The organism is Streptomyces sp. NPDC050504 (assembly GCF_044458065.1).
In the GTDB taxonomy this organism is placed as follows: Bacteria; Actinomycetota; Actinomycetes; order Streptomycetales; family Streptomycetaceae; genus Streptomyces.
Genome location: NZ_JBITHO010000005.1, coordinates 725,526 through 751,316 on the forward strand (window position 1 = coordinate 725,526; position 25,791 = coordinate 751,316).

Genomic DNA, 25,791 nt, shown 5'->3' on the forward strand with positions numbered 1-25,791 from the left:
ACCATGTCCAAGCCCGAAGGACCGGCCCGCACCGAACCCGCACAGGACCCGCAGGAACCGCCCCGCTATCCCGAGCCTCCCGATCCCGAGCCTCCCGCCCACCGCCGGATTCCCCGCATCCCGGCCCAGCGCGGCCCCGGCCCCGGCCCCGGCCCCGGCGAGACCGGGATCCCCGGGATCGACCTGAGCGACCTGCCACAGCGCTCCTTCCCGCACGAGTCTCCGCCCGCGGCGGCCCGCGCCTCCGATCCCGATCCGGTACTGCGGTGGACCGTGCCCGCCACCTTCACCGCGCCGGAGCCGCCCCCGGCACGGAACCCCGCCGAGAGCGACGACATGCCCCTGCCCAGCGGCCGGGTGCACCTCACCGAGCGGCGCCGCGGGGCCGACCTCACCGCCCTCGGCTCCCTCGTGCTCCAACTGCCGCTCGCCGCCGCGAGCCTGCTGGTGGTCATCGGGCTCGCGTACGCCGTGGGGGCCCAGACCCGCCTGCCGGTGTGGGGCCTCGCGGGCGCCTGGCTGCTCAGTGGCGTCCTGGTCTTCCACCGCAGGACCGAATCGCTGCTGGCCCAGCACGTCTTCGGCCACCGCCCGCCCTCCCTGGTGGAGGACGAGTTGCTCCGCCGGGTGTGGGGGGACGTGGCCGCCCGCTTCGGCACCGAGGCCGACGCCTACGAGCTGTGGGTCAAGGAGAGCGAGGAGCTCAACGTCCAGGCCACCGCCGGCCATCTGGTGTCCGTGACATCGGCAGCGCTGCGCCTGCCGCCCGGCCAGCTCGCCGCCGTGCTCGCCCACGAGCTGGGCCGCCACATGGCGGGCCACAGCTGGGCGGCCCTGCTCAACTTCTGGTACGGCCTGCCCGCCCGGCTCGCCTGGTACGCACTGCGCTGGAGCTACCGCCGCGCGGCCCGCCGCAGCACCGGAGTCGAGCGGACCGGCCGCCATCTGATCGCGGCCGCGGTGGTGGCCGCCGTACTGACCGTCCTCCTGCTGCCGTGGCTCCTGCTGTTGCTGCCGCTCCCCTGGCTCAGCGCCGCGCTGGGACGCCGCGCCGACCTCAGGGCCGACCGTGCCGCGGCGGTGCACGGCTTCGGCCCGCACCTGGCGGCCGTGCTCCAGCGGTTCATCACGGAACGGGAGAACGAGAAGCAGAGGGAGGTGAAGGGGCCGAGGTGGTGGGAGCCGGAACCGGAGAACCGCACCCGCCGGTGGCCGGGAGCCTCCCTGCTCTCCCCCAAGGCGGACCTGCACACCCGGCTCCACCGGCTGCGCCCCCACCTCCCCGACGCGCCCCGTTGAAACGCCGAAGGGCGGCCACCCCCATCGGGGTGACCGCCCTTCGTACCGCCTGCCTACTGGTTGTACGGACCGTAGTCGTAGTCCTCCAGCGGAACGGCCTGGCCGGAGCCCGTGCCGAACGGCGAGTAGTCGATGTCGTCGTAGCCGACGGCCGAGTACATCGCGGCCTTGGCCTCCTCGGTCGGCTCGACCCGGATGTTGCGGTAGCGGGCGAGGCCCGTACCGGCCGGGATGAGCTTACCGATGATGACGTTCTCCTTGAGGCCGATCAGGGAGTCGGACTTGGCGTTGATCGCCGCGTCCGTCAGGACCCTGGTCGTCTCCTGGAAGGAGGCCGCGGACAGCCACGACTCCGTCGCCAGCGACGCCTTGGTGATACCCATCAGCTGCGGACGGCCGGAGGCCGGGTGGCCACCCTCCGTCACGACCCGACGGTTCTCGGTCTCGAACTTCGAGCGCTCGACGAGCTCGCCCGGCAGCAGCTCCGCGTCGCCGGACTCGATGATCGTCACGCGGCGCAGCATCTGCCGGATGATGATCTCGATGTGCTTGTCGTGGATCGACACGCCCTGCGAGTTGTAGACCTTCTGGACTTCGCCGACCAGGTGGACCTGGACCGCGCGCTGGCCGAGGATGCGCAGCACGTCGTGCGGGTTGGTCGCACCGAAGGTGAGCTTCTGACCGACCTCGACGTGGTCGCCCTCGGTGACCAGGACCTTGGCGCGCTTCGAGATCGGGAACGCCGTCTCGTCGCTGCCGTCGTCCGGGGTGACGACGATCTTCTTGGTCTTCTCGGTCTCCTCGATGCGGACGCGGCCCGCGGCCTCGGAGATCGGGGCGACACCCTTCGGGGTACGGGCCTCGAAGAGCTCGACGACACGCGGCAGACCCTGGGTGATGTCGTCACCGGCCACACCACCGGTGTGGAAGGTACGCATCGTCAGCTGGGTGCCGGGCTCACCGATGGACTGGGCGGCGATGATGCCGACCGCCTCACCGATGTCGACCAGCTTGCCGGTGGCCAGCGAGCGGCCGTAGCAGAAGGCACAGGTGCCGACGGCGGACTCACAGGTCAGGACCGAGCGGGTCTTGACCTCCTCGACACCGGCGCCGACCAGCGCGTCGATGAGCACGTCGCCGAGGTCGACGTTGGCAGGCGCGATGACCTTGCCGTCGACGACGACGTCCTCCGCGAGCATGCGGGCGTAGACCGAGGTCTCGACGTCCTCCGTCTTGCGGAGCGAACCGTCCTCGCCGCGCACCGCGATCTTCAGCTTGAGGCCGCGCTCGGTGCCGCAGTCCTCCTCGCGGATGATCACGTCCTGCGAGACGTCCACCAGACGACGGGTCAGGTAACCCGAGTCGGCGGTACGCAGGGCGGTGTCCGCCAGACCCTTACGGGCACCGTGCGTGGAGATGAAGTACTCCAGCACGGACAGGCCCTCACGGAACGAGGCCTTGATGGGACGCGGGATGGTCTCGTTCTTGGCGTTGGACACCAGACCACGCATACCGGCGATCTGACGCATCTGCATCATGTTTCCGCGCGCGCCGGAGTTGACCATCATCGAGACCGGGTTGGTCTTCGGGAAGTTCGCGTTCATCGCCTCGGCAACCTCGTTGGTCGCCTTGGTCCAGATCGCGATGAGCTCCTGGGTGCGCTCTTCCTTGGTGATCAGACCGCGCTCGTACTGCTTCTGGACCTTCTCGTCCTGGTCCTCGTAGCCCTTGACGATCCCCTTCTTCGCGTCGGGGACGACGATGTCGGAGATGGCCACGGTGACGCCGGAACGGGTCGCCCAGTAGAAGCCCGCCGCCTTCAGGTTGTCGAGCGTCGCCGCCACGATGACCTTGGGGTAGCGCTCGGCGAGGTCGTTGACGATCTCGGAGAGCTGCTTCTTGCCGACGGTGTAGTCGACGAACGGGTAGTCCTCGGGCAGCAGCTCGTTGAAGAGCGCGCGGCCCAGGGTCGTGCGCAGCCGGAAGCTGTCACCCGTCTGGTACTCGGGCTCGCCCTCCTCGACGACCGGCGGGGTCCAGCCGCGCGGCGGGATGGTGCCCACCGGGAAGCGGATGTCGACCTTCGCCTGGAGCGACAGCTCGCGGGCGTCGAACGCCATGATCGCCTCGGCCGTGGAGCCGAAGGACCGGCCCTCGCCCTTGACCTCGCGCTCCTCCTCGTCCGTGGTGAGGAAGAACAGACCCAGGACCATGTCCTGCGTCGGCATCGTCACCGGACGGCCGTCGGCGGGCTTGAGGATGTTGTTCGAGGACAGCATCAGGATGCGGGCCTCGGCCTGCGCCTCCGCGGAGAGCGGCAGGTGGACGGCCATCTGGTCACCGTCGAAGTCCGCGTTGAACGCGGTGCAGACGAGCGGGTGGATCTGGATGGCCTTGCCCTCGACCAGCTGCGGCTCGAAGGCCTGGATGCCGAGGCGGTGCAGCGTGGGCGCACGGTTCAGCAGGACCGGGTGCTCGGCGATGACCTCTTCGAGGACGTCGTACACGACCGTGCGGCCGCGCTCGACCATCCGCTTGGCGCTCTTGATGTTCTGCGCGTGGTTCAGGTCGACCAGGCGCTTCATCACGAACGGCTTGAAGAGCTCCAGCGCCATGGCCTTGGGCAGACCGCACTGGTGCAGCTTCAGCTGCGGACCGACGACGATGACGGAACGCGCGGAGTAGTCCACGCGCTTGCCGAGCAGGTTCTGACGGAATCGACCCTGCTTGCCCTTCAGCATGTCGCTGAGGGACTTCAGCGGACGGTTGCCGGGGCCCGTGACCGGGCGACCGCGACGGCCGTTGTCGAAGAGGGCGTCGACCGCCTCCTGGAGCATCCGCTTCTCGTTGTTCACGATGATCTCGGGGGCACCGAGGTCGAGCAGGCGCTTCAGGCGGTTGTTGCGGTTGATCACGCGGCGGTACAGGTCGTTCAGGTCGGAGGTCGCGAAGCGGCCACCGTCCAGCTGCACCATCGGACGCAGGTCCGGCGGGATGACCGGGACGCAGTCCAGCACCATGCCCTTGGGGCTGTTGCTGGTCTGCAGGAACGCGGAGACGACCTTGAGGCGCTTGAGCGCACGGGTCTTCTTCTGGCCCTTGCCGGTGCGGATGATCTCGCGGAGGCGCTCGGCCTCCTCCTCCAGGTCGAAGGACTCCAGGCGCTTCTGCAGCGCCGCGGCACCCATCGAACCGTCGAAGTACGTGCCGAAGCGGTCACGCAGCTCGCGGTAGAGGAGCTCGTCGCCCTCCAGGTCCTGGACCTTGAGGTTCTTGAAGCGCGACCAGACCTCGTCCAGACGGTCGATCTCGCGCTGCGCACGGTCGCGCAGCTGCTTCATCTCGCGCTCGGCACCCTCGCGCACCTTGCGGCGCACGTCGGCCTTGGCGCCCTCGGCCTCGAGCTCGGCCAGGTCGGTCTCGAGCTTCTTGGCGCGGGCTTCGAGGTCCGCGTCGCGGCGGTTCTCGATCTGCTGGCGCTCGACGGCGACGTGCGTCTCCAGCGAGGGCAGGTCGCGGGTGCGGCGCTCCTCGTCGACGAACGTGATCATGTACGCCGCGAAGTAGATGACCTTCTCCAGGTCCTTCGGGGCGAGGTCGAGCAGGTACCCGAGGCGCGACGGGACGCCCTTGAAGTACCAGATGTGGGTGACCGGAGCGGCGAGCTCGATGTGGCCCATCCGCTCGCGGCGCACCTTGGCGCGCGTGACCTCGACGCCACAGCGCTCACAGATGATGCCCTTGAAGCGGACACGCTTGTACTTGCCGCAGTAGCACTCCCAGTCCCGGGTCGGACCGAAGATCTTCTCGCAGAAGAGTCCGTCCTTCTCGGGCTTCAGGGTGCGGTAGTTGATGGTCTCCGGCTTCTTGACCTCGCCGTGCGACCACTGTCGGATGTCGTCCGCGGTGGCAAGGCCGATCCGCAGCTCGTCGAAGAAGTTGACGTCGAGCACTTGTCGTCAATCCCTCTTTCGGGGTCGTGTCTCAATCATGGTCTGAACGGGTCCGGGGAGAGCCGGCCGCCGCCGCTGTGCGGCGGCGGCCGACCAACCCGTCAGACCTCTTCGACGCTGCTCGGCTCGCGCCGGGACAGGTCGATACCGAGCTCCTCCGCCGCGCGGAAGACGTCCTCGTCGGTGTCGCGCATCTCGATGGACATGCCGTCCGAGGACAGCACCTCCACGTTGAGGCAGAGCGACTGCATTTCCTTGATGAGCACCTTGAAGGACTCAGGGATGCCCGGCTCAGGGATGTTCTCGCCCTTGACGATGGCCTCGTAGACCTTCACGCGGCCGGTGACGTCGTCGGACTTGATCGTCAGGAGCTCCTGGAGGGCGTAGGCGGCGCCGTAAGCCTCCAGCGCCCACACCTCCATCTCACCGAATCGCTGGCCACCGAACTGGGCCTTACCACCGAGCGGCTGCTGGGTGATCATCGAGTACGGGCCGGTCGAGCGCGCGTGGAGCTTGTCGTCGACCAGGTGGTGGAGCTTGAGGATGTACATGTACCCGACGGAGATCGGGTCCGGGAACGGCTCGCCGGAGCGGCCGTCGAACAGCTGCGCCTTGCCCGAGGGCTGGACGAGCCGCTGGCCGTCGCGGTTGGGGATCGTGGCCTCGAAGAGACCGGCGATCTCGTCCTCGCGGGCGCCGTCGAAGACCGGGGTCGCGACGTTGGTGCCGGGGGCGACCTGGTCGGCGCCGATGGCCTGGAGGCGCTCGGCCCACTCGTCGGCGAGGCCGGAGACGTCCCAGCCGCGGCTGGCGAGCCAGCCGAGGTGGATCTCCAGGACCTGTCCCGGGTTCATTCGGGACGGCACGCCGAGCGGGTTGAGGATGATGTCGACCGGGGTGCCGTCCTCCAGGAACGGCATGTCCTCGATCGGCAGGATCTTCGAGATGACGCCCTTGTTGCCGTGACGGCCGGCGAGCTTGTCACCGTCGGTGATCTTGCGCTTCTGCGCGACGTAGACGCGGACCAGCTGGTTCACGCCCGGCGGCAGCTCGTCGCCCTCTTCGCGGTCGAAGACGCGGACGCCGATGACCTTGCCGATCTCGCCGTGCGGGACCTTCAGCGAGGTGTCGCGGACCTCACGGGCCTTCTCACCGAAGATCGCGCGGAGCAGGCGCTCCTCGGGCGTCAGCTCGGTCTCGCCCTTGGGCGTGACCTTGCCGACGAGGATGTCGCCGGCGACGACCTCGGCACCGATCCGGATGATGCCGCGCTCGTCGAGGTCCGCGAGGACCTCCTCGGAGACGTTCGGGATGTCCCGGGTGATCTCCTCGGGGCCGAGCTTGGTGTCACGGGCGTCGACCTCGTGCTCCTCGATGTGGATCGAGGAGAGGACGTCGTCCTGCACGAGGCGCTGCGACAGGATGATCGCGTCCTCGTAGTTGTGGCCCTCCCACGGCATGAACGCGACGAGCAGGTTCTTGCCGAGCGCCATCTCGCCCATCTCGGTGGCGGGACCGTCGGCCAGCACCTGGCCCTCGATCACGCGGTCGCCCTCGTGGACGACGACCTTCTGGTTGACCGAGGTGCCCTGGTTCGAGCGGGAGAACTTGGCGATGCGGTACGTGGTGTACGTGCCGTCGTCGTTGGTCACGGTGACGTAGTCGGCCGAGACCTCCTGGACGACACCGTCCTTCTCGGCCTTGACGACGTCACCGGCGTCGACGGCGCAGCGGTACTCCATGCCCGTACCGACGAGGGGGGCCTCGGCGGTGATGAGCGGCACGGCCTGGCGCATCATGTTCGCGCCCATGAGGGCGCGGTTGGCGTCGTCGTGCTCCAGGAAGGGGATCATCGCGGTCGCGACGGACACCATCTGGCGCGGGGAGACGTCCATGTAGTCGACGTCGTCGCCGGGGACGTAGTCGACCTCGCCGCCGCGGCGGCGGACCAGCACGCGGTTCTCGACGAAGCGGAGGTCGTCGTTGAGCGGCGCGTTGGCCTGGGCGATGACGAAGCGGTCCTCTTCGTCGGCGGTCAGGTAGTCGACCTCGTCGGTGACGACGCCCTCGACGACCTTGCGGTACGGCGTCTCGACGAAGCCGAACGCGTTGACGCGGCCGTACGAGGCGAGCGAACCGATCAGACCGATGTTCGGGCCTTCGGGCGTCTCGATCGGACACATGCGGCCGTAGTGCGACGGGTGCACGTCTCGCACCTCGAAGCCGGCCCGCTCACGGGAGAGACCACCCGGGCCGAGCGCGGACAGACGACGCTTGTGCGTCAGCCCGGACAGCGGGTTGTTCTGGTCCATGAACTGCGACAGCTGGCTGGTGCCGAAGAACTCCTTGATGGAGGCGACGACCGGCCGGATGTTGATCAGGGTCTGCGGCGTGATCGCCTCGACGTCCTGGGTGGTCATGCGCTCGCGCACGACGCGCTCCATGCGAGCCAGACCCGTGCGGACCTGGTTCTGGATGAGCTCGCCGACGTTGCGCAGACGACGGTTGCCGAAGTGGTCGATGTCGTCGGTCTCGACGACGATCTGGGTGCCCGACTCGCCGACCGTCTCGGTCTCCCCGGCGTGCAGCTTGACCAGGTACTTGATGGTCGCGATGACGTCGTCGGTGGTGAGCACGCCGGCGTTCAGCGGCTCGTCGGCGCCGAGCTTCTTGTTCACCTTGTAGCGGCCGACCTTCGCGAGGTCGTAGCGCTTCGGGTTGAAGTAGAGGTTCTCCAGCAGCGTCTGAGCGGCCTCGCGCGTGGGGGGCTCGCCCGGACGGAGCTTGCGGTAGATGTCGAGCAGCGCGTCGTCCTGGCCCTGGGTGTGGTCCTTCTCCAGGGTGGCGCGCATGGACTCGTACTCGCCGAACTCCTCCAGGATCTGCTCGGTGGTCCAGCCGAGTGCCTTGAGGAGGACGGTGACGGACTGCTTGCGCTTGCGGTCGATGCGGACGCCGACCATGTCGCGCTTGTCGATCTCCATCTCCAGCCAGGCACCCCGGGACGGGATGATCTTGGCCGTGAAGATGTCCTTGTCGGACGTCTTGTCGATGTTGGAGTCGAAGTAGACGCCCGGCGAACGGACCAGCTGCGACACCACGACACGCTCGGTGCCGTTGATGACGAACGTGCCCTTGTTCGTCATGAGCGGGAAGTCGCCCATGAAGACCGTCTGGGACTTGATCTCGCCGGTCTCGTTGTTGGTGAACTCGGCGGTGACGAAGAGCGGGGCGCCGAACGTGAAGTCGCGCTCCTTGCACTCGTCGATGGAGTTCTTCGGGGGCTCGAAGCGGTGGTCGCGGAAGGTCAGCGACATCGACCCGGAGAAGTCCTCGATCGGGGAGATCTCCTCGAAGATCTCCTCCAGACCGGACTTGGTGGGGACGTCCTGTCCACTGTCCAGAGCCGCCTCGACACGAGCCTTCCACGCGGCGTTGCCGAGCAGCCAGTCAAAGCTCTCGGTCTGCAGCGCGAGGAGGTTCGGAACCTCGAGGGGCTCCTTGATCTTTGCAAAGGAGATGCGCAGCGGGGCGGTGCTTGCGCCGTTGTTCGTATTCGCGGTCGAGGCGTTGCGCGAGGCGGCCAAGAGGGGGTCCTTCCGAGGGCTCGGACTCACTACGCGCGTACCGGTCCCAAGTCGGCAGCCGAGACAGAAATCCCCAGGTCAGGGTGGCTTCAGTCAACGATGCTCAAGCATGGGCATGCCCCTGGTGACGGGCAGGAGGCAGCTAACAGGCAGCGCAAAGGGACAGTGTAGCCACTCGGCACACTGATGTCCAGGCCGGGTTCTCAGAGACCCTCTTTGCTCTCATCACCTGCGGCAAGCCACCCCGCTCAAACGCATATCGATACTGCCCTCTTCGCCACCGATCCATGCCTCGGATCCGGATCGATGTGGCGACGCGTCCTGAGAATTGCGCGCCGCGTGCGGTTCGTCAAGGCCCCCCTGCCCGAAGCGGGGGCGCACGGCGATGATCACCATACTCGCCCGGAGCCGAAGAGCAAGGCAGGCGTCACGGGAACGCCGAAGGGCGACCACCCATACAGGTGATCGCCCTTGGCGCGCGCCCGAGGGGCGCGGAGCAGGTCCAGGACCTGCGGAAAGAGTCAGACGACTCGTGAGGTCACTTGACCTCGACGGAGGCGCCGGCGCCCTTGAGGGCCTCGGCGGCCTTCTCCGCGGCGTCCTTGGCGACCTTCTCGAGGACCGGCTTCGGGGTGCCGTCGACGAGGTCCTTGGCCTCCTTCAGACCCAGGGAGGTCAGCTCGCGCACGACCTTGATGACCTGGATCTTCTTCTCGCCGGCACCGGTGAGGATGACGTCGAACTCGTCCTGCTCCTCAGCGGCCTCGGCAACCGGGCCGGCGCCGGTCGGGCCGGCAACGGCGACGGCCGCGGCGGCGGTGACGTCGAACTTCTCCTCGAAGGCCTTCACGAACTCGGAGAGCTCGATGAGGGTCATCTCCTCGAACTGCGCGAGCAGGTCTTCCTGGCTGAGCTTCGCCATGATGGCGTCCTTCCACTAATTCGGCTGGTGCCGGATGTACATGTGAGGCGGGCGTACGGGCCCGCTACGACTGCCGCCCTGACGGGCAGCGGTCAATGCGCGAGCCGAATTACTCGGCACCGCCCTGCTCGGCCTGCTTGGCGCGCAGCGCGTCCACGGTGCGGACGAGCTTCGACGGCAGAGCCTGGAAGAGCTGAGCAGTCTGGGACTGCTTGCCCTTGAAGGCACCGGCCAGCTTGCTGAGCAGAACCTCGCGGGACTCGAGGTCCGCAAGCTTCTTGATCTCATCGGCGGTCAGCGCCTTGCCGTCAAGGACACCGCCCTTGATGATGAGGTTCGGGTTGTCCTTGGCGAAGTCACGAAGACCCTTCGCCGACTCCACCGGGTCACCGGTGATGAAGGCAACCGCCGTCGGACCGGTGAACTGGTCGTCGAGCGAGGTGATCCCGGCCTCGTTGGCCGCAATCTTGGTCAGCGTGTTCTTCACCACGGCGTACTGGGCGTTCTCACCGAGCGAACGGCGCAGCGTCTTGAGCTGCGCCACGGTGAGACCCCGGTACTCGGTCAGCACAGCGGCGTTCGAGCTGCGGAACTGGTCCGCGAGCTCGGCTACCGCGGCAGCCTTGTCGGGCCTTGCCATGAGCGTCGGCCTCCTTCCGGGTGATGAGGACCGCTCAGAAGGGGCTGGACAAAACGAAACGCCCCGGCACAGGTGCACGGGGCGCAGCTCGACCGAATGCAGAACATCCGGGAGCTATCCACAGTCACCTGCGCGGGTCGTCCGCATCCAGCGGATCCTTCGGCCACCGCGCCCTCAGGAGGACACGGCAACGACCAGCGGTCTTTGGCTTCTGTGGAAGAGTACGCGAAGGGTTCAGCGTCAAGCAAATCGGTGGTTTGAAACACCGCCCGCCCGGTTCGCCGCCCACCGGGTCCGCGGCCTACCGCTTCCCGAGGAGGTCGGCGAAGTCGGCGGACTGGGACGCCGGCGGCGCCTGGACCGACGCGTCGGTGCCGTAGTCGGAGTAGTAGACCGTCGAGTTGAAGGTGCCGGTCTTCATCTGTCCGCTCTCGACCTTCTTCACCAGCAGGTCGTTCCCGTCGACCCAGATGTCGATCTTCTGGGTCGTGATGCCCGCCTTGGTGAGCTGCTCCTGGAGTTCCTCGAGCCGGGCCGCGTCGAGTCCGGTGTTCTTCTTCGCGAGGTCGGCGACGTCGACGGTGCCCGAGTAGTGGGTGGCGCTGACGCCCCGTACCTCCTCCTCGCCGACCTTCTTCACGTCGCCGGAGGCCAGGAGGGACTTCACCCCCTTGTCGGGCGTGTTGTTCTGCATCTGGTCCTTCACGGCGTCGCCCGCCGCGCCCATGATCTTGGCCATGTCCGCGTAGGCGTAGCGGATCCAGGGCCTGCCGCCGGTCTGCCGGGTCACCGCGTCGCCCATGTTCACGTAGTACGCGTCGCGCAGGTACCGGGTCTCGAAGGCGCCCTCGACCCCCGCCTTGCGCATGTTCTCGGCCATCGTGCCGCCGGTGTACCGCATCCGCACGGTCCCGGTGACGCCGCCGTCGGCCCAGCCGATGGCGCCTTCCATGGACAGCGCCACGGCCGTGCCCATGGCCGAGGTGCCCTCGACCTTCGCGGTCTTCTGCTCGCCGGTCTTCCGCGCGATGCCGCGCAGCGCCGAGATCGGGCTGACGGCGGCCGTTCCCCGCTCGCCCGCCCCCTTCTCGCCGCTCCCCCGGTCCGAGCCGCCGGAGCCGCCCTCCGAGCCGCTCTGACAGGCCGCCGCGGCCACCATCACGGTCATGGCCGCCAGCGTCGTGCCGGTGCGCCTGATGACGTGCTTCTGCATGAACCCCACCCCTTGGAAGTCGTACGAAGCCTGGGAAATCCCCAGCACCGTAACGCAGTTCGGCCCCCGCACCTCGATGAGGTGCGGGGGCCGAACTGTCAGTGCGCGCGCGTTCCGCGGCTACCGGTGAGTCCCGAGGGCTCAGACGGCGGCCGGGTCCTCCTCGACGAGGAGGTTGCGGGTGCGGTTGGAGTCCAGCGGGATGCCGGGGCCCATCGTCGTCGTCAGGGTCGCCTTCTTGATGTAGCGGCCCTTGGCGGCGGACGGCTTCAGACGGAGGATCTCCTCCAGCGCCGCGCCGTAGTTCTCGACCAGCTTCGTCTCGTCGAAGGAGACCTTGCCGATGATGAAGTGCAGGTTCGAGTGCTTGTCGACGCGGAACTCGATCTTGCCGCCCTTGATGTCGGTGACAGCCTTGGCGACATCGGGGGTGACGGTGCCGGTCTTCGGGTTCGGCATCAGACCACGCGGACCGAGCACGCGGCCGAGGCGGCCGACCTTGCCCATGAGGTCCGGGGTGGCGACGACGGCGTCGAAGTCCAGGCGGCCCTTCGCAACCTCGTCGATGAGCTCGTCGGAGCCGACGATGTCGGCGCCAGCGGCTTCCGCGGCCGCAGCACGGTCACCGGTCGCGAAGACCAGGACCCGGGCGGTCTTGCCGGTGCCGTGCGGGAGGTTCACGGTGCCACGGACCATCTGGTCGGCCTTGCGCGGGTCGACGCCCAGGCGGAAGGCGACCTCGACGGTGCCGTCGAACTTGGTGGCTGCGGTCTCCTTGGCGAGACGGACGGCCTCGAGCGGGGCGTAGTTGCGCTCCCGGTCGATCTTGGCGTCCGCAGCGCGGAGAGTCTTGCTGCGCTTCACTTCTGCTCCTGTGTGTTCAGGTGTGGAGTCGTGGTGCGGACCAGCGCTTGGCCCTACCACTGGGGACTACGGGGCTGGAACTCAGCCCTCGACCGTGATGCCCATGGAACGGGCGGTGCCAGCGATGATCTTGGACGCGGCGTCCAGGTCGTTGGCGTTCAGGTCGGGGAGCTTGGTCGTGGCGATCTCGCGGACCTGGGCAGCCGTCAGCTTGGCGACCTTGGTCTTGTGCGGCTCGCCGGAGCCCTTCTCCACGCCCGCGGCCTTGAGGATCATGCGCGACGCCGGCGGAGTCTTGGTGATGAAGGTGAAGGAGCGGTCTTCGTAGACCGTGATCTCCACCGGGATCACCCAGCCACGCTGCGACTCGGTCGCGGCGTTGTAGGCCTTGCAGAACTCCATGATGTTGACGCCGTGCTGACCCAGCGCGGGGCCGACCGGCGGAGCCGGGTTGGCGGCACCGGCCTGGATCTGGAGCTTGATAAGCCCCGTGACCTTCTTCTTCTTGGGAGGCATTGCTCTCTCCGGGTCCTAGTGAGAGTGAACTGCCCTCATCCGACCATCCGGATGGAGGCATACCGCACAACGATAACGGGTATAGCTGCGCAGCTAAAAACCGAGCAGGTCAGAGCGGCTGTAGCAGCCGCTCTGACCTGCTCGGAAGCGTGTGCGAGATCAGTTCTTCTGGATCTGGTCGAAGCTCAGCTCGACCGGGGTCTCGCGACCGAAGATCTCGACGAGGCCCTTGACCTTCTTCGAGTCGGCGTTGATCTCGTTGATGGTCGCCTGGAGCGTGGCGAACGGGCCGTCGGTGACGGTGACCGAGTCGCCCACCTCGAAGTCCAGGACCTCGACGGTGACCTTGCGGGCCGGAGCCGGCTTGCCCTCGGCCTCGGCGGCCTCGCGGGCGGCCTTCTCCTCGGCCTCCGGGGCGAGCATCTTGACGATCTCGTCCAGGGTCAGCGGGTACGGGTCGTAGGCGTTGCCCACGAAGCCGGTGACGCCGGGCGTGTTGCGGACGACGCCCCAGGACTCGTTCGTCAGGTCCATGCGGACCAGGACGTAGCCGGGGAGCTTGTTCTGCCGGACGTTCTTGCGCTCGCCGTTCTTGATCTGGACGATCTCTTCTTCAGGCACCTCGGCCTGGTAGATGAAGTCCTCGACGTTGAGCGAGACGGCGCGCTGCTCCAGGTTGGCCTTCACGCGCTTCTCGTAGCCCGCGTAGGTGTGGATGACGTACCACTCGCCCGGCAGGCCGCGGAGCTCGTCGCGGAGCGCGGCGATGGGGTCGACCGGCTCGGCGGGCTCGGCCTCGGCCTCCTCCTCGGACTCCTCGTCCTCGGCAGCCTCGTCCTCGTCGTCGGACTCGTCCTCTTCCTCGGACTCGTCGTCGTCCTCGTCGGAAACCTCGACGTCGTCCTCGTCCTCGTCGGACTCGGTCTCGTCGTCGGCGTCCTCGACGTGCAGCGCGGCCTCTTCGGCAGCCTCACCGGCGGCGATGTCCGCGGCTTCGGCCTCGTCCGGCTCCACAGCGTCCGCCGCCTCGACGATGTCGAGCTCGTCCTCGACGGACTCGATGTCGTCCACCGTCGGCTCGACGGCGTCGTTCAGGTTCGGGTCAGACACGGTGGCTGCTTCTTCCTGGATACAGATTGGGGTGGAACATGCGGAAAGGGGCGCCCTATGGGGACGCCCTCCGCAGCATCAGCCGAAGATGTACTTGACGGCCTGCTGGAAGCCGTAGTCAATCACGGTAACGAGACCGATCATCACCACGACGAAGATGATCACCACTGTGGTGTACGTCGAGAGCTGACCCCGCGTGGGCCAGACGACCTTGCGCAGCTCCGCGACGATCTGGCGGTAGAAGAGCGCGAGACGGCCCAGCGGGCCCTTCTTTCCGCGCTTGCCGCCCTTGCGGCCCTTCTTCTTTGAATCCTGCGCTTCGTCCTCGGCATCAGGCATGTCGATGGAGCCTACGGCGTCCGTCACGCTTTCTCACCTGATTCCGGGTCGTGGCCGTGCCGCGCCCGGGAGAAGCCGCACGGCGATCCATTGAAGTACGTACATGCGCACACATCCTGGCGGTGTGTGTAGCAGGGCCGGAGGGACTTGAACCCCCAACCGCTGGTTTTGGAGACCAGTGCTCTACCAATTGAGCTACGACCCTTTGTGCTGCTCCCCCAAACCTACCGCATCCGCAGAGGTGGTCGGTGAGGGCCAACGAGCTGAGAGTGTACGTGGTCCTGGGCCCCGCGTCGAACGCATACCTCCGGCCACCTCGCGCTCTGTCCCCGAAACCCGCGTACGGACGGGGTTCGGGTGATGGGACGATGGGCCGTATGAGCGCCTCTACTTCTCCCACCGAGCGCCGGGTCTCCGCCCGCATCGGCGCTATCTCCGAGTCCGCGACCCTCGCCGTCGACGCCAAGGCCAAGGCCCTCAAGGCCGCGGGCCGTCCGGTGATCGGCTTCGGCGCGGGCGAGCCCGACTTCCCGACGCCCGACTACATCGTCGACGCCGCGATCGAGGCCTGCCGCAACCCGAAGTACCACCGCTACACCCCGGCCGGCGGCCTGCCCGAGCTCAAGGCCGCCATCGCCGCGAAGACCCTGCGCGACTCCGGCTACGAGGTCGACCCGGCCCAGGTCCTGGTGACCAACGGCGGCAAGCAGGCCATCTACGAGGCGTTCGCCGCGATCCTCGACCCGGGCGACGAGGTCATCGTCCCGGCGCCGTACTGGACGACGTACCCCGAGTCGATCCGCCTCGCGGGCGGCGTGCCGGTGGAGGTCGTCGCCGACGAGACCACCGGGTACCGCGTCTCCGTCGAGCAGCTGGAGGCCGCGCGCACCGAGCGCACGAAGGTCGTGCTGTTCGTGTCGCCGTCCAACCCGACCGGCGCCGTCTACAGCGAGGCCGACGCCGAGGCGATCGGCCGCTGGGCCCACGAGCACGGCCTGTGGGTGCTGACGGACGAGATCTACGAGCACCTGGTGTACGGCGACGCGAAGTTCACCTCGCTGCCCGCGCTGGTGCCCGAGCTGCGCGACAAGTGCATCGTGGTCAACGGCGTCGCCAAGACGTACGCGATGACGGGCTGGCGCGTCGGGTGGATCGTCGGCCCGAAGGACGTCGTGAAGGCCGCGACGAACCTCCAGTCGCACGCCACGTCCAACGTCTCCAACGTGGCGCAGGTCGCCGCGCTGGCCGCCGTCTCCGGCGACCTGGACGCCGTGGCCGCGATGCGCGAGGCCTTCGACCGCCGCCGCCAGACCATCGTGCGGATGCTCAACGAGATCGAGGGCGTCTACTGCCCGACGCCCGAAGGCGCGTTCTACGCGTACCCCTCGGTGAAGGGCCTGATCGGCAAGGAGATCCGGGGCAAGCGCCCGCAGGACTCGGTCGAGCTGGCCGCGCTGATCCTGGACGAGGTCGAGGTCGCGGTCGTCCCGGGCGAGGCCTTCGGCACCCCCGGCTACCTGCGTCTTTCGTACGCGCTCGGCGACGAGGACCTGGTCGAGGGCGTGTCCCGGATCCAGAAGCTGCTGGCCGAGGCCCGCGACTGACGTTCCGTGCGGCGGGACCCCCGGTGCAGCGCGCGTCGCACCGGGGGTCCCGCTTTTTCGTTCGGCCGACGTCACGTTCGGGGAAAGGGAGTGCCGCTTTCCGGCCCGGTGCGGCAAGATCCTGGGATGGAGCGTGACGTCAGGCTGTTGCCCAAGGCCCATCTGCATCTGCACTTCACCGGGTCGATGCGCCCATCGACCCTGCTCGAACTCGCAGACAAGTACGGCGTCCACCTCCCCGACGCCCTGACCGAGGCCCTGACCAGCGGCGAACCCCCGAAGCTGCGCGCCACCGACGAGCGCGGCTGGTTCCGCTTCCAGCGGCTCTACGACGCCGCGCGGTCCTGTCTGCGCGAGCCCGACGACATCAGGCGGCTGGTGCGCGAGGCCGCCGAGGAGGACGTGCGGGACGGGTCGGGGTGGCTGGAGATCCAGGTCGACCCCACCTCGTACGCCCCGATGCTGGGCGGGCTGATCCCGGCGCTCGAAATCATCCTCGACGCGGTCGATTCGGCCTCGCGGGAGACCGGGCTCGGGATGCGGGTGCTGGTCGCGGCGAACCGGATGAAGCACCCGCTGGACGCGCGCACGCTGGCGCGGCTCGCGGTGCGGTACGCGGACAGGGGCGTGGTCGGTTTCGGGCTCTCCAACGACGAACGGCGCGGTCTGGCACGGGACTTCGACCGGGCCTTCGCGATCGCGCGCGAGGGCGGGCTGCTGGCTGCGCCGCACGGCGGCGAGCTGACGGGGCCCGCTTCGGTCCGGGACTGCCTGGACGACCTGCACGCCTCGCGCGTCGGGCACGGGGTGCGGGCGGCGGAGGATCCGAGGCTGCTGAAGCGGCTCGCGGACAAGGGCGTCACCTGCGAGGTCTGCCCGGCGTCCAACGTGGCGCTCGGGGTGTACGAGAAGCAGGAGGACGTGCCGCTGCGGACGCTGTACGAGGCCGGGGTGCCGATGGCGCTCGGCGCGGACGACCCGCTGCTGTTCGGCTCGCGGCTGGCCGCGCAGTACGAGATCGCGCGGCGCCACCACGGCTTCACCGACGAGGAACTGGCCGAGCTCGCCCGCCAGTCGGTGCGCGGCTCGGCCGCCCCCGAGGGCGTGCGGCAGAAGCTGCTGGCCGGGGTCGACGAGTGGCTGGCCGGCTGAGCACGCGTCTCCGCCCCCGGCTCCGCTTCTGGACGGAAGGGTCCTAGGCGATTCCGGCGAGGACGGTACGGGCCAGGGAGGCGGCGAAGACCTCGACGGGCTGCGGCGGGCCGCCGACCGCGTCGTAGGCGTAGGCGCGCAGGACGCAGGCGCCCAGGAGCATCGTCGCGGCGGCGTGCGTGTCCGCGTCGGCCCTGACGCGGCCCGCCGCGCGCTCCACCTCCAGATAGCGGGCGAGGCCGTCCAGCGGGGTGTGCGGGCCCTTGCCGAGCTCGCGCAGGGCCGACGTGGCGCACGCGATGCTCGCGGTGCTCGACGACCCGGCGACGGTGCGGCAGGGGGTCGGGGTCGCGTACTAGAGCCTGACCTCGGGGTCGCGTACTAGAGCCGGACCCCGGCCGTCCCGCTAGAGCCGGACCCCGACCGTCACCGGCTCGTTGACCAGCGTCACGCCGAACGCGTCCCTGACGCCCGCCACGACCTCGCGGGCCAGCGCCAGCAGGTCCTCCGTGCTGGCGCTCCCCCGGTTGGTGAGGGCGAGCGCGTGCTTGGTGGAGATGCGGGCGGGCCCGGAGCCGTACCCCTTGGTGAAGCCCGCCCGGTCGATGAGCCAGGCGGCCGAGGTCTTGGTCAGTCCCTCGCCCGCGGGGAAGGCGGGCGGGGCCGCGTCGGGGCCGAGGCGGTCGTGGACGCGGGCGAGGAAGTCCGCGTACTGCTCCGCGTCGAGGATCGGGTTGGTGAAGAACGACCCGGCCGACCAGGTGTCGTGGTCCTCGGGGTCCAGGACCATGCCCTTGCCCGCGCGCAGCTTCAGCACGGTTTCGCGGGCGGTCGCCAAGGGCACCCGGTCGCCCGCCTCCACGCCGAGCGCGCGGGCGGTCTCGGGGTACTTGAGCGGCGCGGACAGCCCGTCGGCGTCTTCGAGGGCGAAGCGGACGCGCAGCACGACGTACCGCTCCGGGTCCTGCTTGAAACGGCTGTGGCGGTACGAGAAGGCGCACTCCTCGTTGGAGAGGACGACCGTCTCGCGGGCGGCGCGGTCGTAGGCGACGACCTCCGTGATGGTGCTGGAGACCTCCTGGCCGTACGCCCCGACGTTCTGGATCGGGGTGGCGCCCGCCGAGCCGGGGATGCCGGCCAGGCACTCGATCCCGGCGAGCCCGGCCTCGACGGTGCGGGCGACCGCGTCCGTCCAGACCTCGCCCGCGGCCAGTTCGAGCGCGGTGCCCGCCAGCCGGAAGCCGGTGGTGGCGACGCGCAGCGCGGTGCCGTCGAAGCCCGCGTCGCCGATGACCAGGTTGGAGCCGCCGCCGATGACCAGGAGCGGCGTTCCGGCGTCGTCGGCCTCGCGGACGGCGGCGATCACCTCGTCGTCGGTGGTTGCGGTGACCAGGCGGGCGGCGGGGCCGCCGAGCCGGAAGGTGGTCAGCGGGGCGAGGGGGGCGTCGTGGAGTTCCTGCACGGGGACAAGGGTACGGTCCGCGCCTCCGCCCGCTCGTGGGGGCGGAGGCGCGGACCGCGGTGCGGGGGTCAGACGAGCTCGGACGCGCGCGGGGCGCCATCCGTACGGACGTCGCCACCGCCCTTCCGTACGGTCCCGTCGTCGCCTTCCCGTACGGTCCCGTCGTCGCCCTCCCGTACGGTCCCCTCCCCCGCCGCGCGGCGGGGGATCACCAGGGCGGCCAGTGCGGCGCAGGCGACGACCGCGGCGCCGATCCCGAGCGCGAGCACCGTCCCGTCGGTGAACGTGTCGGGGCTCTCGTACCCGCCCTGTCCGGCGAAGACCGCGCCGAGCACGGCGATGCCGAGGGCGCCGCCCAGCTCGCGCAGGGCGTTGTTGGCGCCGGACGCCATGCCCTGTTCGGCGGGGCGGACGTGGGTCATGACCAGGCTGGCGGCGGGCGCGAAGTACATGCCCATGCCGATGCCGCTGAGGATCAGGGCGGGCAGCATCGTGGTGAAGGAGACGCCGGGCTCCAGGACCAGCGCGAAGAGCCCGAGCCCGGCCGCCTGGAGCGCGAGGCCCGTGGCGACGATGGGGCGGCCGCCGATGCGGTCGACGAGGTAGCCGGCGACGGGTGCGACGACGAGGGGCGCGCAGGTCCAGGGGAGCATGCGCAGGCCCGACCCGGTGGGCGAGTAGCCGAGTACGCCCTGGAAGTACTGGGAGAGCAGGAAGATCGAGCCGAACATCCCGGCGTACATCAGCAGGCTCGCGGCGTTGATGCCGAAGAAGCCCCTGTTGCGGAACATCCGCATGGGGAGCATGGGGCGCTTGTTGTAGAAGCCGTGGTGCACGAAGCCCGCGACGAGCGCGCCGCCCGCGATCAGGCCGACGAGGACGGGCGTGCTGGTCCAGCCCTTGGCCTCGCCGTTGACCAGGCCGTACACGACACCGAAGAGGCCGCCGCTGATCAGGAGCGTGCCCGGCACGTCGAGGCGGGCGTCGGGGGCGTACGACTCGGTGAGGCGCAGCCGGGCCAGCGGCAGCAGGACGAGGCCGATCGGCACGTTGAGCCAGAAGATCCACTCCCAGGCGATGTGCTCGGTGAGGCTGCCGCCGACCAGCGGTCCCACGGCGACGGCGAGTCCGGTGACGGCGCTGAAGATGCCGAGCGCCATGCCCCGGCGCGCGACGGGGACGGCGGCGGTGAGCAGGGTGAGGGTGAGCGGCATCATGATCGCGGCGCCCACGCCCTGGACGGCTCGGGCGGCGACGAGCCCGTCGATGCCGGTGGAGAGGGCGGCGGCGGCCGACGAGCCGGTGAAGACCGCGAGCCCGACGAGGAACATCCGGCGGCGGCCGAAGCGGTCGCCGAGGGCGGCGCCGAACATCAGCAGCGCGGCGAAGGTCAGCGTGTACGCGCTGACGGTCCACTCCAGGTCTTCGAGGACGCCGCCGAGGTCCTCGCGGATGGCGGGCAGGGCCGTGGTGACGACGAGGTTGTCGAGGGCCGCCATGAATCCGGCGGTGCTGGTGACGATCAGGGCCCAGAGGGTGCCGGACCCTCCGGTCGTGCGGGCGGCCGTGCTCCCCGGCCGTGCGGTGTCTGCCATGTCTTCCCCCACCTGAGATTAGTTATTGCTTACTAACTTTCTTGGGCGAAAAAAGATCCGACCGCCCTTGCGATCGGATCCACCCGCGCCGCGCCTACCCCTCGTCGCGCGTCGCCGCGAGGGCGGCCGGAAACGTGACCGCCGTCATGTCGAAGCCCGACCACACGCGGTGCCCGGCCGGGAAGCCCAGCGCCGCCAGCACGTTGATCAGCATTCCGCACGCCAGGAACGTCATGGCCTCCTCGACGTCGCCGCCGAGCGCGAGGTGCGAGGAATCCCACAGCTTCGCCCACTCCGCCCTGATGGCCTCGCCGAAGGCGTGGTCCCCCGACGCCTCGGCGGACGCCACCGCGGCGTACACGTGCATCTGCATCAGCAGCTTGTCCGGGTCGCTGGCCAGCTGGTCCTTGTAGGCGGCGGCCATGGCCATGTGCACCTCTTCGGGCGGGACGCCCCGCGCCGCCTCCTCCATCACCTCGCGCGTCTCGCGCAGGCCACGGGTCGCGGCGGCCAGGAACAGCTCCTGCTTGTTCTTGAAGAGGCGGAAGAGGTACGGCTGCGAGACGCCGACGCGCTTGGCGATCGCCTCGGTCGACGTGCCGTGGTAACCGCCCCGCGCGAACTCCTCGATCGCGGCGCGGATGACGCTCTCGCGGCGCTCTTCCGCGCTCATCCTGACCATGCGAGAAAGTTAGTGGCCAATCACTATCTATGTCAAGCAAGGGAAGGCCCCCGTCGCGCACGCCGACGGGGGCAGACCGTTCGCCCGAGGGCCCTCAGGCCAGCTGGACCACCGCGCGGGACATGCCCAGCACCTTCTGGCCCGCGCTCGTCGCGACCAGGTCGACCCGGACGCGGTTGTCGTCGAGCAGCACCGCGACCTTGCCGCTGACCTCGACCAGCGCGCCCTCGTCGTCGTTCGGCACGACGACGGGCTTGGTGAAGCGCACCCCGTACTCCACGACCGCGCCCGGGTCGCCGAGCCAGTCGGTGACCACGCGGACCGCCTCGGCCATGGTGAACATGCCGTGCGCGATGACGTCGGGCAGTCCGACCTCGACCGCGAACTTCTCGTTCCAGTGGATCGGGTTGAAGTCGCCGGACGCGCCCGCGTACTGCACCAGTGTGGCGCGCGTCACGGGGAAGGACTGGGCGGGCAGCTCGGTGCCGACCTCGACGTCCGCGTACTTGATCTTCGCTGCCATCGTCACGCCTCCTCGGCGGCGCGCGCCACCAGCTTCGTCCACGCGGTCACGACGTGCTCGCCCGCCTCGTCGTGGACCTCGCCCCTGACGTCCAGGATGTCGCTGCCCGCCATCGACTTGATCGCCTCGATGGTGGAGGTGACCGTCAGCCGGTCCCCCGCGCGCACCGGGCGGCTGTACGCGAACTTCTGGTCGCCGTGCACCACCCGGTTGTAGTCCAGGCCCAGCTGCGGATCGGCGATGACCTCACGGGCCGCCTTGAACGTGATCGCGAACACGAAGGTCGGCGGGGCGATCACATCGGAATGCCCGAGCGCCCCGGCCGCTTCGGCGTCCAGATAGGCCGGATTGGCGTCGCCCACGGCCTCGGCGAACTCGCGGATCTTCTCCCGGCCCACCTCGTACGGAGCGGTGGGCGGATACGTCCGCCCCACGAAGGACTGGTCGAGCGCCATGGACTCGCAACCTTCCTGCTGTGAATTGATCTCGTTGGCCGAGTTGATCGAGTAGCCGAGTGACCGAGTTGATCGAGTGGCCGAGTTGACCGAAACGACGCGAGGCCGCCCCCTGACGGGGACGGCCTCGCATACGAGCCTGAGTGTCAGCGCGTCTCGCGGTGTGCAGTGTGCGAGTTGCAGCGCGGGCAGTGCTTCTTCATCTCAAGACGGTCCGGGTTGTTACGCCGGTTCTTCTTGGTGATGTAGTTCCGCTCCTTGCACTCCACGCAGGCCAGCGTGATCTTCGGGCGGACGTCGGTGGCAGCCACGTGAGTGCTCCTTGACGGACGGATGGACGGATGAACGCATAAAAAATAGTAGCCGATCGGAGGACCGACCCCGCAATCGGCTACTTTGTGTAGCGGTGACCGGACTTGAACCGGTGACACAGCGATTATGAGCCGCTTGCTCTACCGACTGAGCTACACCGCTGAGATACCGTCTCCCCTCACCCGGAGGTGAGGGGATTCAGCACCAGAGCCCCAATACGGAATCGAACCGTAGACCTTCTCCTTACCATGGAGACGCTCTACCGACTGAGCTATTGGGGCGAGCGATGAAGACATTACACGGTCAGTCGCCGATCGCCCAAATCCGTTTCGGGATCCCTTCTCCTGGGGACGTCCCGCGCGCCCCGTACGCCACACGTGGCCTCACCGGTACGACTATTTCGCTCCTCCTCGTGACCGGCTGAACGCGCCCCTAGGCTCGGACTCACTCTGCGTGATCTCGCCCTTCCCGCCCCCTGCCCGGCCCCCGTTCGCCCCTCCCCACCCACCCCGCCCCTTCCCTTCCCGCCCCTTCCCCGCCACTCCCTCCCCACAGGAACGCGATGCCCGACAGCCAGCCGCGGCGCCCCGACGAGAACGCCCACGGCGCCGGCGGCAACGAAGCCGCCGACTCCGGAGCGCTGCTGCTCCACGGCGCCCGGCTCACCGACGGCCGCACGGTCGACGTCCAGCTCAGCGGCGGCCGCATCGAGGCCGTGGGCACCGCGGGCAGCCTCACCGCCCACGGCGCCCGCGTGGACCTCGCCGGCCACCTGCTGCTGCCCGCCCCCGCCGAACCGCACGCCCACGGCGACACCGCGCTCACCGCCGACACCCCGGGACCCGTCTCGTACGCCGTCGAGGACGTCCAGCGGCGCGCGACCGAGGCCGCGCTGCTCCAGCTGGGCCACGGCGCGACCGCGCAGCGCGCCCACGTGCGGATCGGGGACGTGCAGGGGCTCGGACCGCTGGAGGCGGTGCTCCAGGCGCGGCGCTCGCTGCGCGGGCTCGTCGACCTGACCGCCGTGGCCGTGCCGCGGCTGCTGACCGGGGTGGCGGGCGCGGACGGGCTCGCGATGCTGCGGGACGCGGTGAAGATGGGCGCCTCGGTGGTCGGCGGCTGCCCGGACGCGGACCCGGACCCCGCGGGGTACGCGGAGGCCGTCCTGGAGGTCGCGGCGGAGCACGGCCGCCCGGTGGACCTGCACACGGCGGGCGACGACCCGGCGCGGCTCGCCAGGCTCGCCGCGATGGCGGGCGGGCTGCGGCCCGGGGTAACCATCGGGCCGTGCACGGGGCTCGCCCGGCTGCCCCGCGAGGTGGCCGCGAGGGCGGCGGACCAGCTGGCGGCGGCCGGCGTGACGGTGGTCTGCCTGCCCCAGGGCTGCTGCGGGGGCGTGGAGCGGCGCGGGACGGCGCCCGTACGGCTGCTGCGGGCCGCGGGCGTGCGGGTCGCGGCGGGCAGCGGGGCGCTGCGCGACGTGGCCAACCCGGTGGGGCGCGGCGACCCGCTGGAGGCGGCGTACCTGCTGGCCTCGCAGGGCGGGCTGCGGACGGAGGACGCGTACGACGCGGTGAGCGCGGTCGCGCGGGCGGCGATGGGGCTGCCCGCGGTGCGCGTGGAGGCGGGGTTCCCCGCCGAACTGCTCGCGGTGCGCGGCGAGCGCCTGTCGGGCGCGCTCTCGCTCGCGTACAGCAGGATCGTGGTGCACCGGGGCCGGGTCGTGGCACGGACCAGCGCGGTGCGCGAGTACTGCGACTCGGCGGTGGCCGTGGCCCTGGACCTGCCCCGGCAGGGACGCTCGGAGACGGGCCCGTGAGTGCGGGCCCGGGGGCGGCCGAGGGCGTACGGTTCTGAGCATGCGCATTGTCATCGCTGGGGGTCATGGACAGATCGCGCTGCGGCTGGAGCGGGTGCTCGCCGCACGCGGTGACGAAGTCGTCGGCATCATCCGCCGTCCCGAACAGGCGGACGCCCTGCGGGAGGCCGGCGCGGAACCGGCCGTGCTGGACCTGGAGTCGGCGTCGGTCGACGAGGTCGCGGCCGTGCTGACGGGCGCCGACGCGGTGGTCTTCGCGGCGGGCGCCGGTCCCGGCAGCGGCACCGACCGCAAGGACTCCGTGGACCGGGGCGCGGCGGTGCTGGTCGCGGACGCGGCGGAGCGGGCGGGCGTGCGCCGCTTCCTGGTCGTCTCCTCGATGGGCGCGGACGCCGCGCGGCCGGGCGACGAGGTCTTCGACGCGTACCTGCGGGCGAAGGGCGCGGCGGACGACTCCGTACGGGGCAGGAGCACGCTCGACTGGACGGTGCTGCGCCCCGGGATGCTCACCGACGACGCGGGCAAGGGCCTGGTCGCCCTGGCGGCCTCCACGGGCCGCGGCCCGGTGCCCCGCGACGACGTGGCGGCGGCCCTGGCCGAGCTCCTGGACACCCCGGCGACGGCGGGCCTGACGCTTGAGCTGATCAGCGGGAGCGTGCCGCTGTCGGTGGCGGTGAAGGACGTCGCGGGCAACTGAGCACGGACGGCTGAGCACGGACAGCTGAGCACGGACGGAGGGCGCGGTCTGCGAGGGCCGCGCCCCGCCCCGTCGCCCCGCATACGAAGAAACCCCCGCCTCACTTGCGTTTCCGCAGGTGAACGGGGGTTCTTTCGCGTGGCGGCGCCAGGATTCGAACCTGGGTAGGCTAAGCCGACGGATTTACAGTCCGCTCCCATTGGCCACTCGGGCACACCGCCATGGGATGTCGCCTGTGGGGCGACCGCTTGTTCGGCGGGTTTCCCTGGCAACGACGTAAACGATACCCGATGACCGGGGGTGCTTCGCCACCGGATTGATCAGCGCTCGGCGCGGGCGCGGGTGGCTAGGCTTTGCACACATCCCGAGTACGCATCACGAGTACGCATCCCGGTGCACCGACAGACACAAGGAGCCACAGGACATGGCCGACTCCAGTTTCGACATCGTCTCGAAGGTCGAGCGGCAGGAGGTCGACAACGCCCTCAACCAGGCCGCCAAGGAGATCTCGCAGCGGTACGACTTCAAGGGCACCGACGCCTCGATCTCCTGGTCGGGCGAGAAGATCCTGATGCAGGCGAACGGCGAGGAGCGCGTCAAGGCGATCCTCGACATCTTCCAGTCCAAGCTGATCAAGCGGGGGATCTCGCTGAAGTCGCTGGACGCGGGCGAGCCGCAGCTGTCCGGCAAGGAGTACAAGCTCTTCGCCTCGATCATCGAGGGCATCTCCCAGGAGAACGCCAAGAAGGTCGCGAAGATCATCCGTGACGAGGGCCCGAAGGGCGTCAAGGCGCAGGTCCAGGGCGAGGAGCTGCGGGTCAGCTCCAAGAGCCGTGACGACCTCCAGGCCGTCCAGGCGCTGCTGAAGGAGAAGGACCTCGACTTCGCGCTGCAGTTCGTGAACTACCGCTGAGCCCAGTGGGCGCATCGGGGGGGGGGGGGGGGGCGGCCCCCCCCCCCCCCCGGGCGCCGGGGGGTAAATCAAACACCCCCCCCCGGGGTACCGCGCCCAAACCCAAGCACGCCCCCGAATGTGCGGCGGGGGGT

At 69.5% G+C, this 25,791-nt stretch carries 21 protein-coding genes, 4 tRNA genes and 2 pseudogenes; 7 read left to right on the forward strand and 20 right to left on the reverse strand.

The window, feature by feature from the left end; translation table 11 throughout:
• The first annotated feature begins 3 nt into the window (after positions 1–3).
• Positions 4–1,299, forward strand: coding sequence for a M48 family metalloprotease (locus ACIBNE_RS22300; protein ID WP_399274061.1), 1,296 nt, complete (start codon positions 4–6; stop codon positions 1,297–1,299).
• Positions 1,300–1,352: 53 nt separating this feature from the next.
• On the opposite strand, the gene ACIBNE_RS22305 is transcribed toward ACIBNE_RS22300, so the two are convergent.
• From ACIBNE_RS22305 to ACIBNE_RS22350, 10 genes are all read right to left on the reverse strand, one after another.
• On the reverse strand, positions 1,353–5,252 hold the full coding sequence (locus ACIBNE_RS22305) for a DNA-directed RNA polymerase subunit beta' (protein WP_399274063.1): 3,900 nt from the start codon (positions 5,250–5,252) through the stop codon (positions 1,353–1,355).
• A gap of 101 nt (positions 5,253–5,353) precedes the next feature.
• Positions 5,354–8,839: a DNA-directed RNA polymerase subunit beta gene (rpoB, locus tag ACIBNE_RS22310; RefSeq protein WP_399274065.1), complete on the reverse strand. Its 3,486-nt coding sequence runs from the start codon at positions 8,837–8,839 to the stop codon at positions 5,354–5,356.
• Between the two features lie 538 nt (positions 8,840–9,377).
• Positions 9,378–9,761: a 50S ribosomal protein L7/L12 gene (gene rplL, locus ACIBNE_RS22315; protein ID WP_399274067.1), complete on the reverse strand. Its 384-nt coding sequence runs from the start codon at positions 9,759–9,761 to the stop codon at positions 9,378–9,380.
• A 109-nt stretch (positions 9,762–9,870) separates the two neighbouring features.
• Positions 9,871–10,401, reverse strand: a complete 531-nt coding sequence (gene rplJ / locus ACIBNE_RS22320; RefSeq protein ID WP_399274069.1) for a 50S ribosomal protein L10 — start codon at positions 10,399–10,401, stop codon at positions 9,871–9,873.
• A 301-nt stretch (positions 10,402–10,702) separates the two neighbouring features.
• Positions 10,703–11,614 (reverse strand): hypothetical protein, encoded by a 912-nt coding sequence (locus ACIBNE_RS22325; protein ID WP_399274071.1) that lies wholly within the window; start codon positions 11,612–11,614, stop codon positions 10,703–10,705.
• Positions 11,615–11,755: 141 nt separating this feature from the next.
• Positions 11,756–12,478, reverse strand: a complete 723-nt coding sequence (gene rplA / locus ACIBNE_RS22330) for a 50S ribosomal protein L1 (protein WP_399274073.1) — start codon at positions 12,476–12,478, stop codon at positions 11,756–11,758.
• An 81-nt stretch (positions 12,479–12,559) separates the two neighbouring features.
• Positions 12,560–12,994, reverse strand: a complete 435-nt coding sequence (gene rplK, locus ACIBNE_RS22335; RefSeq protein ID WP_399274075.1) for a 50S ribosomal protein L11 — start codon at positions 12,992–12,994, stop codon at positions 12,560–12,562.
• Between the two features lie 159 nt (positions 12,995–13,153).
• Positions 13,154–14,104, reverse strand: a complete 951-nt coding sequence (gene nusG, locus ACIBNE_RS22340) for a transcription termination/antitermination protein NusG (RefSeq protein ID WP_399274078.1) — start codon at positions 14,102–14,104, stop codon at positions 13,154–13,156.
• Between the two features lie 78 nt (positions 14,105–14,182).
• Complete coding sequence (gene secE, locus ACIBNE_RS22345) at positions 14,183–14,470, reverse strand: preprotein translocase subunit SecE (protein ID WP_399274080.1); 288 nt, start codon at positions 14,468–14,470, stop codon at positions 14,183–14,185.
• A 105-nt stretch (positions 14,471–14,575) separates the two neighbouring features.
• Positions 14,576–14,648 (reverse strand) — tRNA-Trp (locus ACIBNE_RS22350).
• 172 nt (positions 14,649–14,820) lie between these two features.
• Between ACIBNE_RS22350 and ACIBNE_RS22355 the strand changes: the two genes are divergently transcribed.
• Positions 14,821–16,047, forward strand: a complete 1,227-nt coding sequence (locus ACIBNE_RS22355; RefSeq protein ID WP_399274082.1) for a pyridoxal phosphate-dependent aminotransferase — start codon at positions 14,821–14,823, stop codon at positions 16,045–16,047.
• Between the two features lie 126 nt (positions 16,048–16,173).
• Entirely contained in the window at positions 16,174–17,199 is a 1,026-nt protein-coding gene (locus ACIBNE_RS22360; protein ID WP_399274084.1) for an adenosine deaminase, read from the forward strand.
• A gap of 43 nt (positions 17,200–17,242) precedes the next feature.
• Here ACIBNE_RS22360 and ACIBNE_RS22365 read toward each other — a convergent pair.
• Positions 17,243–17,482 (reverse strand): annotated as a pseudogene (locus ACIBNE_RS22365) (TetR/AcrR family transcriptional regulator); the annotation flags it as partial.
• Between ACIBNE_RS22365 and ACIBNE_RS22370 the strand changes: the two are divergent.
• Positions 17,469–17,558: pseudogene (locus ACIBNE_RS22370) on the forward strand (epimerase); the annotation flags it as partial. The pseudogenes ACIBNE_RS22365 and ACIBNE_RS22370 overlap by 14 nt on opposite strands.
• Positions 17,559–17,605: 47 nt before the next feature.
• Here the strand turns inward: ACIBNE_RS22370 and ACIBNE_RS22375 are convergent.
• The 8 genes from ACIBNE_RS22375 to ACIBNE_RS22410 all read right to left on the reverse strand — a co-directional run bounded on the left by ACIBNE_RS22375 (position 17,606) and on the right by ACIBNE_RS22410 (position 22,509).
• Positions 17,606–18,661 carry a UDP-N-acetylmuramate dehydrogenase gene (locus ACIBNE_RS22375; protein ID WP_399274086.1) on the reverse strand — a complete coding sequence of 352 codons (1,056 nt, stop codon included), beginning with the start codon at positions 18,659–18,661 and terminating at the stop codon, positions 17,606–17,608.
• A 68-nt stretch (positions 18,662–18,729) separates the two neighbouring features.
• The gene (locus ACIBNE_RS22380; protein ID WP_399274088.1) at positions 18,730–20,256 is read right to left on the reverse strand and encodes an MFS transporter; all 1,527 of its coding nucleotides are present in this window, start codon (positions 20,254–20,256) and stop codon (positions 18,730–18,732) included.
• Positions 20,257–20,350: 94 nt separating this feature from the next.
• Entirely contained in the window at positions 20,351–20,938 is a 588-nt protein-coding gene (locus ACIBNE_RS22385; RefSeq protein WP_399274090.1) for a TetR/AcrR family transcriptional regulator, read from the reverse strand.
• Positions 20,939–21,032: 94 nt separating this feature from the next.
• Positions 21,033–21,461: a MaoC family dehydratase gene (locus ACIBNE_RS22390; RefSeq protein ID WP_399274092.1), complete on the reverse strand. Its 429-nt coding sequence runs from the start codon at positions 21,459–21,461 to the stop codon at positions 21,033–21,035.
• Positions 21,462–21,463: 2 nt separating this feature from the next.
• The gene (locus ACIBNE_RS22395; RefSeq protein ID WP_399274094.1) at positions 21,464–21,916 is read right to left on the reverse strand and encodes a MaoC family dehydratase N-terminal domain-containing protein; all 453 of its coding nucleotides are present in this window, start codon (positions 21,914–21,916) and stop codon (positions 21,464–21,466) included.
• Between the two features lie 146 nt (positions 21,917–22,062).
• The gene (gene rpmG, locus ACIBNE_RS22400) at positions 22,063–22,227 is read right to left on the reverse strand and encodes a 50S ribosomal protein L33 (protein ID WP_003956487.1); all 165 of its coding nucleotides are present in this window, start codon (positions 22,225–22,227) and stop codon (positions 22,063–22,065) included.
• Positions 22,228–22,317: 90 nt separating this feature from the next.
• Positions 22,318–22,390 (reverse strand) — tRNA-Met (locus tag ACIBNE_RS22405).
• A 46-nt stretch (positions 22,391–22,436) separates the two neighbouring features.
• Positions 22,437–22,509: transfer RNA gene (locus tag ACIBNE_RS22410), tRNA-Thr, on the reverse strand.
• Between the two features lie 281 nt (positions 22,510–22,790).
• Here ACIBNE_RS22410 and ACIBNE_RS22415 point away from each other — a divergent pair.
• A complete protein-coding gene (locus ACIBNE_RS22415) occupies positions 22,791–24,047 on the forward strand; it encodes a hydrolase (protein WP_399274096.1) in 1,257 nt (418 codons plus the stop codon).
• A gap of 40 nt (positions 24,048–24,087) precedes the next feature.
• Entirely contained in the window at positions 24,088–24,744 is a 657-nt protein-coding gene (locus tag ACIBNE_RS22420) for an SDR family oxidoreductase (RefSeq protein WP_399274098.1), read from the forward strand.
• 139 nt (positions 24,745–24,883) lie between these two features.
• Here ACIBNE_RS22420 and ACIBNE_RS22425 read toward each other — a convergent pair.
• A tRNA-Tyr gene (locus tag ACIBNE_RS22425) sits at positions 24,884–24,965 on the reverse strand.
• Between the two features lie 203 nt (positions 24,966–25,168).
• Between ACIBNE_RS22425 and ACIBNE_RS22430 the strand changes: the two genes are divergently transcribed.
• Positions 25,169–25,657, forward strand: a complete 489-nt coding sequence (locus tag ACIBNE_RS22430; protein WP_399274100.1) for a YajQ family cyclic di-GMP-binding protein — start codon at positions 25,169–25,171, stop codon at positions 25,655–25,657.
• The last annotated feature ends 134 nt before the right edge of the window (positions 25,658–25,791 follow it).

Bases quoted from the DNA above. Each gene is read 5' to 3' on its own strand.
- ACIBNE_RS22300 (WP_399274061.1), top strand. From the start codon at position 4: ATGTCCAAGCCCGAAGGACCGGCCCGCACCGAACCCGCACAGGACCCG.
- rplL (WP_399274067.1), bottom strand. From the start codon at position 9,761: ATGGCGAAGCTCAGCCAGGAAGACCTGCTCGCGCAGTTCGAGGAGATG.
- rplJ (WP_399274069.1), bottom strand. From the start codon at position 10,401: ATGGCAAGGCCCGACAAGGCTGCCGCGGTAGCCGAGCTCGCGGACCAG.
- ACIBNE_RS22325 (WP_399274071.1), bottom strand. From the start codon at position 11,614: ATGCAGAAGCACGTCATCAGGCGCACCGGCACGACGCTGGCGGCCATG.
- rplK (WP_399274075.1), bottom strand. From the start codon at position 12,994: ATGCCTCCCAAGAAGAAGAAGGTCACGGGGCTTATCAAGCTCCAGATC.
- ACIBNE_RS22355 (WP_399274082.1), top strand. From the start codon at position 14,821: ATGAGCGCCTCTACTTCTCCCACCGAGCGCCGGGTCTCCGCCCGCATC.
- ACIBNE_RS22360 (WP_399274084.1), top strand. From the start codon at position 16,174: ATGGAGCGTGACGTCAGGCTGTTGCCCAAGGCCCATCTGCATCTGCAC.
- ACIBNE_RS22380 (WP_399274088.1), bottom strand. From the start codon at position 20,256: ATGGCAGACACCGCACGGCCGGGGAGCACGGCCGCCCGCACGACCGGA.
- ACIBNE_RS22385 (WP_399274090.1), bottom strand. From the start codon at position 20,938: ATGGTCAGGATGAGCGCGGAAGAGCGCCGCGAGAGCGTCATCCGCGCC.
- ACIBNE_RS22390 (WP_399274092.1), bottom strand. From the start codon at position 21,461: ATGGCAGCGAAGATCAAGTACGCGGACGTCGAGGTCGGCACCGAGCTG.
- ACIBNE_RS22395 (WP_399274094.1), bottom strand. From the start codon at position 21,916: ATGGCGCTCGACCAGTCCTTCGTGGGGCGGACGTATCCGCCCACCGCT.
- ACIBNE_RS22415 (WP_399274096.1), top strand. From the start codon at position 22,791: ATGCCCGACAGCCAGCCGCGGCGCCCCGACGAGAACGCCCACGGCGCC.
- ACIBNE_RS22420 (WP_399274098.1), top strand. From the start codon at position 24,088: ATGCGCATTGTCATCGCTGGGGGTCATGGACAGATCGCGCTGCGGCTG.
- ACIBNE_RS22430 (WP_399274100.1), top strand. From the start codon at position 25,169: ATGGCCGACTCCAGTTTCGACATCGTCTCGAAGGTCGAGCGGCAGGAG.